The sequence below is a fragment of the Leuconostoc pseudomesenteroides KCTC 3652 genome (assembly GCF_014634745.1).
GTDB lineage: Bacteria > Bacillota > Bacilli > Lactobacillales > Lactobacillaceae > Leuconostoc > Leuconostoc pseudomesenteroides.
In genome coordinates, this window is the sequence record NZ_BMBP01000011.1 from 12,252 (window position 1) to 24,605 (window position 12,354).

General features: G+C 39.2%; 14 protein-coding genes. 3 read left to right on the plus strand and 11 right to left on the minus strand.

The window, feature by feature from the left end:
• Nucleotides 1-22: 22 nt before the first annotated feature.
• Nucleotides 23-667, plus strand: a complete 645-nt coding sequence (gene cbpA / locus IEU65_RS09300) for a cyclic di-AMP binding protein CbpA (protein WP_010291311.1) — start codon at nt 23-25, stop codon at nt 665-667.
• A gap of 76 nt (nt 668-743) precedes the next feature.
• On the opposite strand, the gene IEU65_RS09305 is transcribed toward cbpA, so the two are convergent.
• The 4 genes from IEU65_RS09305 to IEU65_RS09320 form a co-directional block, all read right to left on the minus strand.
• Nucleotides 744-1,631, minus strand: a complete 888-nt coding sequence (locus tag IEU65_RS09305) for a prenyltransferase (RefSeq protein WP_147652026.1) — start codon at nt 1,629-1,631, stop codon at nt 744-746.
• 54 nt (nt 1,632-1,685) lie between these two features.
• A complete protein-coding gene (locus IEU65_RS09310; protein ID WP_010291306.1) occupies nt 1,686-2,072 on the minus strand; it encodes a hypothetical protein in 387 nt (128 codons plus the stop codon).
• Nucleotides 2,073-2,135: 63 nt separating this feature from the next.
• Nucleotides 2,136-2,774 carry a DUF421 domain-containing protein gene (locus tag IEU65_RS09315; RefSeq protein WP_010291304.1) on the minus strand — a complete coding sequence of 213 codons (639 nt, stop codon included), beginning with the start codon at nt 2,772-2,774 and terminating at the stop codon, nt 2,136-2,138.
• Nucleotides 2,771-3,214 (minus strand): DUF3290 domain-containing protein, encoded by a 444-nt coding sequence (locus IEU65_RS09320; RefSeq protein ID WP_010291302.1) that lies wholly within the window; start codon nt 3,212-3,214, stop codon nt 2,771-2,773. Before IEU65_RS09320 ends, IEU65_RS09315 begins: the two co-directional genes overlap by 4 nt.
• 110 nt (nt 3,215-3,324) lie before the next feature.
• Between IEU65_RS09320 and IEU65_RS09325 the strand changes: the two genes are divergently transcribed.
• Both IEU65_RS09325 and IEU65_RS09330 read left to right on the plus strand, forming a co-directional pair.
• Entirely contained in the window at nt 3,325-4,662 is a 1,338-nt protein-coding gene (locus IEU65_RS09325) for a C1 family peptidase (RefSeq protein ID WP_010291300.1), read from the plus strand.
• A 28-nt stretch (nt 4,663-4,690) separates the two neighbouring features.
• On the plus strand, nt 4,691-5,494 hold the full coding sequence (locus IEU65_RS09330; protein WP_010291297.1) for a DUF2785 domain-containing protein: 804 nt from the start codon (nt 4,691-4,693) through the stop codon (nt 5,492-5,494).
• Nucleotides 5,495-5,639: 145 nt separating this feature from the next.
• Here IEU65_RS09330 and IEU65_RS09335 read toward each other — a convergent pair whose 3' ends face one another.
• The 7 genes from IEU65_RS09335 to IEU65_RS09365 form a co-directional block, all read right to left on the minus strand.
• Nucleotides 5,640-7,208 carry an MFS transporter gene (locus IEU65_RS09335; protein ID WP_010291296.1) on the minus strand — a complete coding sequence of 523 codons (1,569 nt, stop codon included), beginning with the start codon at nt 7,206-7,208 and terminating at the stop codon, nt 5,640-5,642.
• Complete coding sequence (locus tag IEU65_RS09340) at nt 7,208-7,729, minus strand: PadR family transcriptional regulator (RefSeq protein ID WP_010291295.1); 522 nt, start codon at nt 7,727-7,729, stop codon at nt 7,208-7,210. Before IEU65_RS09340 ends, IEU65_RS09335 begins: the two co-directional genes overlap by 1 nt.
• A 123-nt stretch (nt 7,730-7,852) precedes the next feature.
• On the minus strand, nt 7,853-9,469 hold the full coding sequence (gene groL / locus IEU65_RS09345) for a chaperonin GroEL (protein ID WP_010291294.1): 1,617 nt from the start codon (nt 9,467-9,469) through the stop codon (nt 7,853-7,855).
• Between the two features lie 28 nt (nt 9,470-9,497).
• The gene (gene groES, locus IEU65_RS09350) at nt 9,498-9,782 is read right to left on the minus strand and encodes a co-chaperone GroES (RefSeq protein WP_004914841.1); all 285 of its coding nucleotides are present in this window, start codon (nt 9,780-9,782) and stop codon (nt 9,498-9,500) included.
• 162 nt (nt 9,783-9,944) lie between these two features.
• The gene (locus tag IEU65_RS09355) at nt 9,945-10,862 is read right to left on the minus strand and encodes an EamA family transporter (protein ID WP_010291293.1); all 918 of its coding nucleotides are present in this window, start codon (nt 10,860-10,862) and stop codon (nt 9,945-9,947) included.
• 110 nt (nt 10,863-10,972) lie between these two features.
• Nucleotides 10,973-11,428, minus strand: coding sequence for a GNAT family N-acetyltransferase (locus IEU65_RS09360; protein ID WP_010291291.1), 456 nt, complete (start codon nt 11,426-11,428; stop codon nt 10,973-10,975).
• Between the two features lie 75 nt (nt 11,429-11,503).
• Complete coding sequence (locus tag IEU65_RS09365) at nt 11,504-12,337, minus strand: YitT family protein (protein ID WP_010291288.1); 834 nt, start codon at nt 12,335-12,337, stop codon at nt 11,504-11,506.
• Nucleotides 12,338-12,354 lie beyond the last annotated feature (17 nt).

Here is a 12,354-nt window from a genome sequence, read left to right on the forward strand (position 1 = left end):
AAAATTAGATTAGGACACGAATATGTTTCAAAAATCTTTAGTTATCCCAAAATCACAATTGACCACTGTGACCGAAAATACGACAATTCAAGAAGTTTATGATATTTTCGATAATCCAGACAACGCTCACACTCGCACCATGCCTATATTAGATGAGTCTGGACGCCTTTTTCGTGGGAACATTTATAAACAACACGTCTTTGAACACATTGCCAAAGGCGGTGATATGAGTTTGCCAGCAACGGCTATTATGCGCAACTCAACTAAATTTATTTATACCACAAGTAAATTCTACGAGGTTTTCTTTGCCATTCGCGATTTACCTTTTATAGCTGTTTTAGATGAAAATCATCAATTTTATGGCATTTTCACACACGATGCTTTAATGGATTTATTATCTCAAAGTTGGTCCGTTCGCTCTGGCGGTGTTGCTATCGCTGTGGCAACACATAATAAGCAGGGTGATCTAAGTAAAATATCGAAGATTATCACTCGTTACTCAAACGTCGAATCTTTATTAACGATTCGCTCTGAAGGTAAACCGTTGACCGTTCTTTTCACATTACCCCTACAGGCAGAAAGTGAACAGTTAGACAAGCTTATCAAACATTTAGAAAAAAAACAATACACTGTTGATAGTGTCGAAAATTTAAATCGCTTCAAATAAAAAATCTGTGACATACAATGCGGATTTAAAAAGTTACGCTAACTTTTTAAATCCACGTTAAACATCACAGATTTTTTTATAACCATATACCAGCCATAATCACAACGGTCATCCCCAACATCACAACAACCAAATTTTTAATGGCCAAAACAAATGTCTCTCTTTTGATTGGGCGGTCTACAAAGCCCTTGGCATTTTTTAAGACAATTGGTAACAGTGCAATCATAGCGTATGTCGTAATTGGTAACCAGCCCACACTTGTAGCAATCAGCAATTCAACAAACGCCAAAATGGCAAAAAAAACATACATGCGCTTAGCCAACGCAATCCCCATATAATGGACCAATGTATGTCGATTATTGCTTTCATCCTCATCATGATCGGCAATATTATTCGCAAACATAATTTCTGCAATAAATATCACCAACGGGAAACTGACAATAAACCATTGAAACAAGACACTCACCGTTGGTGTCATTCTCGTGTTGACGTACACTTGTGCCACAAATATAAAGTATCCCATTGTAATACCTGAGACAATTTCACCAAACGGCGTATTGGTAATTGGCTTTGGACCGGCAGAGTACAAATAACCAATCACAAAACTCAAAATACCAATAATCCATGTCACATAGTCAGTCAACAACGCCACTGTAATGCCCGCTAAAACAGCAATTAACGCCAACCACATGGCAACATGTAAAACTTGTTTATCAGTAATCACCTCACCAGCAGCTTGTTCCCTCAAAAAATCGTTTGCTTTTTGTCGCTTATTATCTTCATAGCGATTGAACGTATTCACCGCAAGATGCACACTGACAGTCGCAATAATCAATAATGCAGCGTTTAACCAATTTAATCTGCTATACTGCCATTGACTGTACACCAATCCGACCAAAAGAGGCGCAACACTAGGAATCACCACGCGAATTTCAACTAAATCTAAAAATTGTTTTGGTGTCATCATTTCAAAAATCCTCTGATATTCATTGTATCAGAAAATAAAAACGCGACACAATTAAAGTGCCGCAACAAAATCATCAAATTGCTGATCTAAAGCTTGAAAATAAGCGTCTCGTCCTTTTTTAGGTGCTTCCAAAACATACCCTAAGAGAAAATCTTGTACATCGTCATTAGTAATCAGTGACATAAAGGCTAACAAGTCAGCTTCCGTGGGTAATTCTAGATTCTTCTTTAGAATCATAATACCAACATCACCAAATAAAAGATCTGCCTGAAAACCTGTTGGTCCGCCTTTGATAGCGACAAAAATATTCTCGTCATGGTCAATCCAAACTCTTAGCTCATCTTGGCTTTCAGCTAGAAAAGGTAATTGGGCTCTTTCCGCAGCATGCGTCAGTGCCGCCAGTTGTTGCTTATCCGTTAATCCTACTTGTTTTGTCATTTGTTGCACCTTCTTCTAAGCTAATCATGATACTTTTTAGCCTAAAATGCAAGCGTTTACACTTTAATGACGTTCGTATGGTGTTAAACGCACCTGTCCGTCAAGATACTCGCCAACAAAAATATCACTGACTTGCTCATATCCTTGTCGCTTGACCTCGTCTGCCAACCATTCTGAATCACGACCAATTAAATCAAGTAAATCAGCGTTAATTTGGCCATCAAAAATGATGGGATACTTCATATTTTCTTCACCTTCAAGAATCACGGTTAGTTGACCATTCTGCTCTAGAACGGCACGCTTAACTTTGGAAAGATCGTAAACACTTTGCGCACGTAATTTAAACATCAAGTCATTCGCAGATAGACCGGCACGCAACACATTTTTAATAGCTACTTCACCACGCTCAACCACTACTTTTGGCTGTCCGTCAATAAGGAGCTTGACGAAGTGATTATGTTCTTTCATGAATTTGACCGTCATCACCAACATTGTCCAAATGATCAGCACAATGGTGAATTGAAACACAGTGATAGTGTCAGAGTAAATGACGGCACCAATAATGCCACCTAAAACGTAGTTTTGCACTTGATCCAGTGCATTAGTTGGTGCCAAATTGCCTTTGCCCATAATATTGATTTGCACGATTAAGGCAAATAGACCAATGGCAAGCTTCGTTAAAATTGGTAAATAAATACTCATTTGACAACCTTCACTTCCGGATTAACTAGATAAGCACGCGTTAAACTATAGGATTGCTGATCTGCACTAATAGTGACACGATAATATTTTTTAGACATTTTAACAATCATGCCATCACTGACAGCTTGCGTGTTAAAAAATATCTTATCTTTCGCAACACCCTGTGTCGTCGCAAATTCACTGACAAATGAAGCCATTTGGGTTTGTTGATCATCACGTGATTTGGCTTGCTGATAGTCCGTATATCGAGCACCCGCCAAAAAAAGAAATAATAGCAACGCAATAATACTTAAGTCACGATAACGTGTTTGCATACGATTCCGCAAAAACGCCACTGCACCAACAGCCATGAACACAAAAGCAATCACCATCAAATAAATGCCGATTGTATCATTAATGTTAGTTTGTTGTACCAAATACTTGGCAGAATAAAAAGTCATCGTATATTACCTCGGTAATTATCATACCACACAACAAATTGCTGACACCGTCCCTTGAAGCACATCTTAAAAAGCGCTATATTGGACTTATTATTAAAAAGGAGTTCATTATGTCTTCAGAAATTACAACACAATCAATTGCACAATTCCGTGAAGCAACAGCAACGTCACAAAATGCAGTTGTTCGCCGTGCCGTCACCAAAAATGGTATTAACAATGCAAGTTACAATCAAGAGGTTGTTAATGCCAACGTGCCAACTTTCGCCATTGACCTTGATACAGGCAAAGTCGCTAATCAAAAACAATCTGGTCGTTGCTGGATGTTTGCTGCTTTGAATACCATGCGTCATGACATGAAAGATATGTTTCATCTCAGCGACGAGTTCCAATTGTCTCAAAGTTACACTTTTTTCTGGGATAAATTTGAAAAAGCTAATTACTTTTATGAAAATATTTTAAACACTGCCAATGAACCACTGGATTCACGTCGCGTCGCTTTCTTATTAGCAACGCCACAACAAGATGGCGGTCAATGGGATATGATTGTTGCCATCATCGACAAGTATGGTGTTGTACCACAATCAGCTTATCCAGAGTCCCAAGCCTCTTCTGCGTCAAAAGAGTTTAACACGACATTCAACACACTTTTGCGCCACGATGCTGTTATTTTGCGGGAACTAGTAGCTAATCACGCCGGTGAGCAAGAAATTGCAAATACACGTCAGAAAATGTTGGCTAATGTCTACCGCGTCTTGTCAATTACATTTGGTGAACCACCAGTTAAATTTGACTTTGAGTATCGTGATGAATCACAGAACTTCCACATTGAGCGTGATTTGACACCTCAAACCTATTTCGACAAATTTGTTGGTTGGGATTTGGGCAATTACGTTTCAATTATTAATGCGCCTACTGATGACAAGCCATTTAATGCCACTTATAATGTTGATATGCTTGGCAACGTTGTCGGTGGACGAGAAGTTAAGCACCTCAACGTGACTATTGATAAAATGAAATCACTTGCTATTGCACAATTGAAAGCAGGTCAAAGCGTCTGGTTTGGTGTTGATATGGGACCTCAAGTAGATCGCGACAATGGTCTGATGGCGGACGGCGTCTTTGCAACTGATTCACTATTTGACATTGATTCAACAATGACAAAGGCCCAACGCCTTGACTATGGCGAAAGTTTAATGACACATGCTATGGTATTGACCGGTGTTGATTTTGACGAAAATGGTCAACCAACCAAGTGGAAAGTCGAAAATTCATGGGGTGAAAAAGCCGGTAAAAAAGGATATTTCACAATGTCTGACGAATGGATGAGTGAATATGCCTACCAAGTTGTGGTCAAAAAAGAATTCCTCGGCGCTGACTTAGTCGATATTTATGATAACGCTACGCCAAAATTGCTCGCCCCTTGGGACCCAATGGGTGCATTGGCTTAATATTTGGATTAAGGAGTGAACATTTGGCATGTCGCTAAAAGAAAAATTGCAATGGCTAAGTCAATCTGAAGGCCAATCTATTCCAGACGATTTGTTAGATCAGATGATTACAAATATTGGCTCACTAGATTCAGAACTCCGGGACACGTTAAATTACAACCTATTTGCAGAGGCAGTGACAGCTGGCAACTTAACATTAAAGCAACAGCAAGAAGTAACACAACGTTTGTTGCGTAATCGATTTTTACTCACCAACATTGATAATTCTCAGGACAATGAGTCCATTTTCAAAAGAAGTTTTACGGCACTCTTTTTGGCAGCGTTAGCTTATCGCCACAATAACTCACCATTTTTGTCGCAACAACAAGAACGAGAACTTATTAAGCAAACCATTTCTTATTTGCAATTAGAACATGATTTCAGAGGTTTAACTTTACACGGCTGGGCTCATGGTATTGCACACAGCGCTGATTTGATTGATGAAATCATTAATTTTCAATCATTAAATCACCAAGATATTATTGCATTCTTGACTGCAATTAAAAATGTATTGCATCGTCCATTTTTGCTCACAGCCGATGAACCTGGGCGTTTGGTCATACCCGTTCAGCATTTGAGTCATACCAAATTGATAACTGATGAAGAGTTGACAGAATGGCTAACAGACCTAAACCATATTAATGCAGATGAATTTGATGCTTATGGTAATGTTTCGTTGTTCATGGTTAAATTACAGTCTTTATTGCTTATCACGGAAAATCCTGACCACTCTCTTTCAGAAACTGTGAGTTGTATCATTAAAAACAATTATCAACGTTTTGGATATCTTTAATGCCAATATTAAACAGAAACATACTGTTGTTTTCAACTAACCGTTTTGGGTCACTTTGATGACAATTTTTCAATCTTTAACATAAATAAAAACGCGACATATCGGGTGTTCATCATCCGGTATGCCGTGTTTTTATTTTGTACCATTATGAAGGATTATTGCCACCTGTTTTGATCAGAATTGCAGCGAGAACACCACCAATAATCAACAGAATCGCATCCAAACGTGTAACATTGATGAAACCATAATCAAATGCTTGTCGAACAGCTAATTCTAACTCATGAGCATAAGGTGTAGCTAAAACACGCTTGCTAGTAATAATTGCATGACCAGAAAACGGTCCTGCCTCAACCAAGACTTTGTGTAATGCCGTGATGATAGCATTCGGTACATGACTTAAAGTAACAAAATGATGTGTCAACCCTGTTTGATAGCCATCGGCCAATCGCAATCCTTGGAACACCACACCAAAACTAACCCCAACTTGCATGAAAGTCGAAATCATGCCCGAAGCCATTCCCATTTGATAAGGTTGGACCGACGACATCGCCGCTGTTGTCATTGGCGGATTTATCGAGCCACCTCCGATACCAATAATAATAAATGCAGGCCAGAAATCAGCAAATGTCGCTGTCTCGCTCGTCAATGCGCTCAAGGTAAACAAGCCAATTCCTATAAAGAAGGCTGAAAATGCCAGCATATAGCCATGTCGTAAACGATTTGTCAACATACCAGCGATTGGTCCTAAAATCAGTGAGAAACCTGATATAGTTGCTTGACGCAACCCAGTTTGCCAAGCTGTATAGCCGACATAGTTTTGCATAAAGGTAGAAAGGTAAGCAAAAAAGCCATACAAACCAGCACCCAAGAAAAATGCAATAATAACTGCACCTGTAAATGAAGATGATTTGAACATGCTCAAATCCATCATGGGATTTTTAGCAGTCTTTTGTCGCCAAATGAACAATGCAAACAAGATAACAGCTGCTGCCAAGTAGCCAGCCACTTGAAGCTCACCCCAACCCCAATTAGTGTGCATTTCCTTTTGAACCAAGCCAAAAACCAAAGAAAAAATTGTCCCAGCAGATAACAGCATACCCAAAAAATCGACTCGGCCACTAGCATGATGGACCTGTTTGTTAGAAATGAAAAGCCATGCCAAAATCAATGTTACGACGCCAACCGGCAAATTAATTGTGAAAATAGATTGCCATGAAAACGCATCAACAAGCCAACCACCTAACAGTGGACCCGAAGCAGTTGAAAGACCAATAATTGAGCTCAAAATGCCCAAAGCAATACCACGCTCTTTGCCATCAAAACTTGTGCCAATTAAAGCAAATGATAGTGACATGAGTGCAGATCCACCAATAGCTTGGATTGCACGGAAAATATGTAACATGCCAATGGTCGTTGATGCAGCATCAAGCCCAGAACCAATCGTGAAGATAACTAGTCCAATCATAAACATCAATTTGCGACCGTATAAATCACCCAGTTTTGCCCAAATTAACAACAAGACTGAAAAAACAATTGTATAAGAGGAAATGACCCATTGTAAATCAGAATATGATGCATTCAAACTCGTTTGAATGCTAGGTAAAGCAACATTGACAACTGTCGTGTCAATCAAAGCCATAAACACCCCAAGTGAAATTGCAATTAACGCTAACCAGCGCTTAGGGTTTGTTTTTTCGTGTCCTGAATTTTGCATTATTCTAACTCACTTTCAATCTTGTCGACATATTCTAAATATGTGTTGGCTAAATCAATTTGCAACTGATTCAATCTTCGCGCAGAGGGCAAAAAAGAGGCGCCTGCATGTCGACTTTCTAAATCAGCCAAATGATCCTTGTAACCATCACGTTGCGCTAATTTTTCCGAACGAAAATCATTGATGATTTGATGTGCCAATTGTTCATCAACCAATTCCAAGCCAGATAATTTAAATAAATAAACATCGTCTAAATGCGCATTTTGTTGTACTGGCGCTTTCATTAATTCATCAAAACGAGCTCTCCCAGCGGACGTGACATGTATTTTTTTCTTGCCACGCCAATCAAGATCATCTGTCATCACAATTGTTCCAGCAGCTTTCATCTTGTCCAGCAAGGGATACAAAACACCAAAACTAACTTTTCGATGAGCGCCCAAAATATTTTCCAAGACAAAACGTAATTTATATGCTGAGCGGTCCGTGAATAGCAACTGACCTAAAATATATAGTTCATACATAAAGCACCCCTTGTGTATCTAATAGATATATCCATTCCAATATATTATATCTATTAGATACACTTGTCAAGTTTTTTTCAAATAAAAAAACAACCCCATTACGGGTTGCTGTTAAATATGTCCTTACATCATACCTGGCATACCACCTTGTGGCATTGCAGGTGCTTCTTCTTTAGGTTGTTCTGCAACAACTGCTTCAGTTGTTAGCAACAAAGCTGACACTGAGGCGGCATTTTGCAAAGCTGAACGCGTTACCTTGGTTGGATCAACGATACCAGCAGCAATCATATCAACCCACTCGTCAGTAGCAGCATTGTAACCAAAGCCTTCTTTTTGATCTTTGAGCTTGTTGACAATGACTGAGCCTTCCAAGCCTGCGTTTTCAGCAATTTGGCGAACTGGTGATTCAAGCGCCTTAATCACTGTGTTAATACCAGTCTGCACATCACCAGTTTCAGACAATGCCTCAACAGCTGAAATGGCGTTAACCAAGGCTGTACCACCACCAGCAACGAATCCTTCTTCAACGGCAGCACGTGTCGCATTCAAAGCATCTTCAATACGATACTTACGTTCTTTCAATTCAGTTTCTGTGGCCGCACCAACATTAATGACGGCAACACCACCAGCTAACTTTGCCAAACGTTCTTGTAACTTTTCACGATCAAAGTCAGAAGTTGTTTCTGAAATTTGTTGTTTCAAAGTTACCACACGTTCTGCTGTAGCTTGCTTATCACCAGCACCTTCAACAATAGTTGTATTGTCCTTAGTAACATTAACCTTAGCAGCTGATCCGAGTTGTTCGATTGTAACATCTTTCAAGTTTAGACCAAGATCATCGGTAATTACTGTACCACCAGTCAAAATGGCAATATCTTCAAGTTGCGCCTTACGACGGTCACCAAATCCAGGTGCTTTTACAGCTACAACGTTGAATGTACCACGCATCTTGTTCAAAACCAATGTTGGCAATGCTTCACCAGTAATATCGTCAGCAATGATCAACAAAGCACGACCTTGTTCAACGACACTCTGCAAAACTGGCAAAATGTCTTGAATGTTACCAATCTTCTTGTCAGTGATCAAGATATATGGATTGTCCAAGTTGGCTTCCATCTTGTCATTATCAGTAACCATGTATTGTGACATATAACCGCGATCAAATTGCATACCTTCAACAACGTCCAATGTTGTTTCAATACCCTTTGATTCTTCAATTGTAATGACACCGTCGTTGCCGACTTTGTCCATTGCTTCAGCAATCAAATGACCAACTTCTTCATTAGCAGCTGAAATTGAAGCAATTTGGGCAATTTCATCTTTAGTGTTGACCGTATGTGACATTTCGTGCAACTTGGCAACTGCTGCCGCCGTTGCTTTTTCAATACCAGTGCGAATACCAACAGGATTAGCACCTGCCGTCACGTTTTTCAGACCTTCACCAACGATAGCTTGCGTCAAAACTGTGGCTGTTGTTGTACCATCACCGGCGATGTCGTTAGTTTTTGAAGCAACTTCAGCAACTAACTTAGCGCCCATATTTTCAAAGTGATCTTCTAATTCGATTGCCTTAGCAATTGTCACACCATCGTTAGTAATGGTTGGTGCACCATAAGATTGCTCTAAGACAACATTACGACCTTTAGGTCCAATTGTTGTTTTAACTGTATCAGCTAACTTATCAACGCCGGCCTTCATCTTAGAACGTGCGTCTTCTGAAAACTTTAATTCTTTAGCCATGATTTAACTATCTCCTTTGATTTGATTATTATTCAACGATTGCAACAATGTCTTTTTCATGAAGTGACAAGTAATCTTGTCCTTCAAATGACACTTCTTGCCCTGCATACTTATCAAACAAGACTTCATCGCCTACTTTAACTGTCAAATCGCGAATTGTGCCATCATTCAAGACATAACCCGTTCCCGCAGCTACAACTTTGCCAGTAACAGGCTTGTCTTTAGCATTACTTGCCAACACAATCCCACCGACAGTTTGTTCTGCAGCTTCCGTTACTTCAATAATCACACGATCACCTAATGGCTTCAACATGGATTCATACCTCCGAGATTTTTTTCGCTTTAGCACTCTATATATGTGAGTGCTAACTACAACTATTAGTATATCACGCTGGTTGCAAATGTCAACATTTTTTGATTGAAAATATCAAAATTCAACGTCTATTTTTAAATAAAAAACTCGTCGGTCTTTTTATCACCCACGAGTTATGATTCTATTGGTAAATATTTTTTTGAGCGGTAAACTAATCAACAAAATCGTTGACAAAATGAGTAAAATGCCAATCAACTGCAAGCTTCTCAAGTGAGTCCCTAGTAATGTCACCGACAAGGTCGTTGCTACTAACGGTTCAATCGTGCCCAGCAAACTAGCAGACGATGGTTTTAGACCTGCTAGGCTCATGACGTACAGTGCATACGGTATCAACGTTCCAAATAAAACAATTGCGAGAACAATCCAGAAATCTTGCCAGTCAACAGCCCTCGAAATATGCCACACTGGATGTATGAAATTAGCGACCAGTCCACCTATTAATAATCCCCAACCCACAATAACTAAAGGTGGGGTTTGATGTAACAGCGGTTTTGGGATCAAGGTATACCCTACCAAACCAAACGCTGATATAATACCCCAATAAAGTGCTCTTGGATTGATTTTCAGATGGTTAATGTCACCATTAGTTACTAACAAGAAGACACCCAATAATGCCAAAACAATCGCAACAAACTCAACGCGCGATGGCCACCGTTTACTAAATATACTCATCAACACAACAATGATCGCCGGTCCGAGTGATTGCAACACTGTTGCTGTGGCTGCATCCCCATAATAAACCGACAAAAAGAAACTTGATTGCGCCAGCAAAACACCAAAAAGACCAAACAAAATGATCAAAAATGCTGTGTTTTTATGCCGCCAAACCGAAAAAACAGCCTCTTTAGTAAAGAAAGTCAGCACACAAAGTAAAATCGCACCTGCACACAACATTCTAACGCCCACTAGCCATTCTGGTGCCACCGTCGCTTGTCGAAATAAAATACTAGCCAGTATGCCACTAATACCAAATAAAGTTGCACTGATAATACCACAAATTATACATTTAAAAGATGACATATCATGACCCTCAATCCCCAAATTAAAAAATTCACACGTGATTTTATATTATCACATTTTTTATTAAGATTGCAGTATCAATGATAAAAATGTCATTTTATGGTCAACAGTTATGAAATTAGTTGACAAGTTAATGTTAGTGACCGTTGCGCCGATAACATATCAAAACCATTATGCCGATAAAATTTTTCAGCCGGCGTATGACTTTCTGTCTCTAAAATAATGGCAGGAATATCATTTTTTATCAAATCATTTTTGATTGAAGCGAGTAATTCAGTTCCAACGCCTTGTCCTTGATAGTTCGCATCAACAAAAAAATTATCCAACTGATATTCAACACCCAAATGCCAAGGTTTCACATACCCTAGTGCCATGGCTATGATATGGTCAGATTTTTTATAAACATAGCAGCGATTAGTATTCATTTGTAAAAGACGTGTGATATAGCGAAAAATATCGTCATAGTCATTCTGCTCACACCAAGGTGCCTTCGAAAATACGTCAATATATAACGTTGTTGCTTGTGCAATGTCGTCAGTAGTCAAAAATGTAATTTCGGGTTTCATAATGTTTTTTCCTCATTAAACATCTTAGCATATTCATAAAAAAACAAAAAAGACATGAATGGCTAATTCATACCTTTAAAGAAATGTACCGCCATGCGCTTCACTAATGTCATACGCAATTGTGAACGCCTCGGGATCAACCTCGTGAATGCCTCGTAGAAAATGATTGTATTCTTGATTGTCCAAGACAACCATCAACATTTCTCGGCCATCACCCATGTAACCGCCTCTAACATCCATAATCGTAAAACCCTTGTCCCCATCTAGCAAATACTGTTTTAATTCGTCAATTCGCTCATTAGTCGTAATATAAACCATTTTGCGTCGGTCTAAACCTGTCTCAATATAATTCATCACAAACGCCGTGATTACCAATGAAAACAATGCTAAAATAAGCGCTTCAAGCCCTTGCGTCACTAAATTACCTAATGACACTACTGTATCAATTGCTAGTAAAGACAAGGCTGGTGTAATACGAAAGTATTTTTTTAGAATCATCGGTGGAACAGCTGTACCGCCACTCGAAGCATCAATACGATACAAAAGTGCGACACCAACAGCAAAAATACTGCCACCAACCAAAACAGCTAAGGTACGATCTGTTAGAATTTGAAAACTAGGTGTAATTTTCAGTAAAACAGGTAATAAAAAACTGCCCAACGCAATGCGGGCTGTGGTGCCACGATCCAAAAAGATTGCCGCCAAAACAATCATGATCATATTAACTACTAATACCGTAATGGCACGATCGACGCCGGTTAATTCATTGACCAAAATAGCAAAACCTGTGGCGCCACCTGCAGCAACCTTTGCCGGCGCGTAGAAGAAGTTAATGCTAACAGCCACAATTTCTAAGGCTAGAATAATCGTAAAATATCGTATAATTTGACTTTTTTGTAATTGCTTCATCTAGTGTCCTACTGACG